The sequence below is a fragment of the Mesorhizobium sp. M7D.F.Ca.US.004.03.1.1 genome, assembly GCF_003998635.1.
GTDB lineage: Bacteria > Pseudomonadota > Alphaproteobacteria > Rhizobiales > Rhizobiaceae > Mesorhizobium > Mesorhizobium loti.
Window position 1 is genome coordinate 1 of record NZ_RZQG01001374.1, and the last position, 1118, is coordinate 1118.

Consider the following 1118-nt stretch of genomic DNA (forward strand, 5'->3'; position numbering starts at 1 on the left):
TCGGTGATCAGCTCGGTCACCGAAACCACCGATATGTCGGCCGGGCTCAGCCGGCGCGAGACGATGGTCTGCAGATTGGTGACCAGCGCGCAGGCGGCGACCAGTGTTTCGTTTCCCGCATGCGGCCGCGCGGCATGGCCACCGAGCCCTTTGAGCACGATCTCGAAATTATCCTCGGCCGACATGACCGGGCCGGCGCGGGTCTCGAAATGCCCGATCGGCAGGCCGGGCATGTTGTGCAGGCCAAAGATCTCGTCGAAGGGAAAGCGCCGCATCAGCCCATCGTCGAGCATGGCTAGCGCCCCCCTGCCCCATTCCTCGGCCGGTTGGAAAATGAAGCGCACAGTGCCGTCGAAACCGCCCTGCTCTGCCAGCAGCTTTGCCGCGCCGAGCAGCATCGTGGTGTGGCCGTCATGGCCGCAGGCATGCATGATGCCGGGATTGCCGGAGCGGTAGGGCGCGTCCGACTGCTCGGTGATGCGCAATGCATCCATGTCGGCCCTGAGCGCAATCGCCCGGTTGCCGCTGCCGCGCTTCAGCGTGCCGACGACGCCGGTGCCGCCAACCCCTTCGGTGACATCGTCCAACCCAAATTCGCGCAGTTTGGCGGCGACGAAGGCGGCGGTGCGCTCCTCCTCGAAACCGAATTCGGGATGCGCGTGCAAATCGCGCCGCCAGAAAATCATCTCCTGCTTCAGTGCATCGCGATCGAGTTCAGACATTCTTCTGCCCCTCCTGACCTACTTTGCCAGTTGCGCGGCCACATCAAGCAGGATGTTGGCGCCGGCAACAAGCTCGCCATCTTCGGTGTGCTCGCGCGGATTGTGGCTGATGCCACCGGCGCTCGGCACGAAGATCATCGCTGCCGGCGCGATCCGCGCCATCATCTGTGCGTCGTGGCCGGCGCCGGATGTCATCCGTTTGACGCCAAGACCACGGGCCCTCGCGGCGGCCTCGATACGTTCGACGATGCGGAGATCGAAGATCACCGGCTCGAAGCGGGCCAGTTGCTCGACCGAGATCGTCACCTTCTCGGCGGCGGCAAGCTGCTCGAGATAGGCGGCAAGTTCCGCCTCCTCCGCCTGCAGGCGCTGTTCGTCGGGATCGCGCAGATCGAT

2 protein-coding genes are annotated in these 1118 nt (G+C 64.9%); both read right to left on the bottom strand.

Annotated elements, in window-relative coordinates; genetic code table 11:
* Nucleotides 1-722, bottom strand: a 722-nt coding sequence (locus EN935_RS37190; protein WP_127374297.1) for an amidohydrolase, incomplete at its 3' end; no start/stop codon positions are given.
* Between the two features lie 18 nt (nt 723-740).
* On the bottom strand, nt 741-1118 hold a 378-nt coding region (locus tag EN935_RS37195), incomplete at its 5' end, for a M20/M25/M40 family metallo-hydrolase (RefSeq protein WP_127374298.1).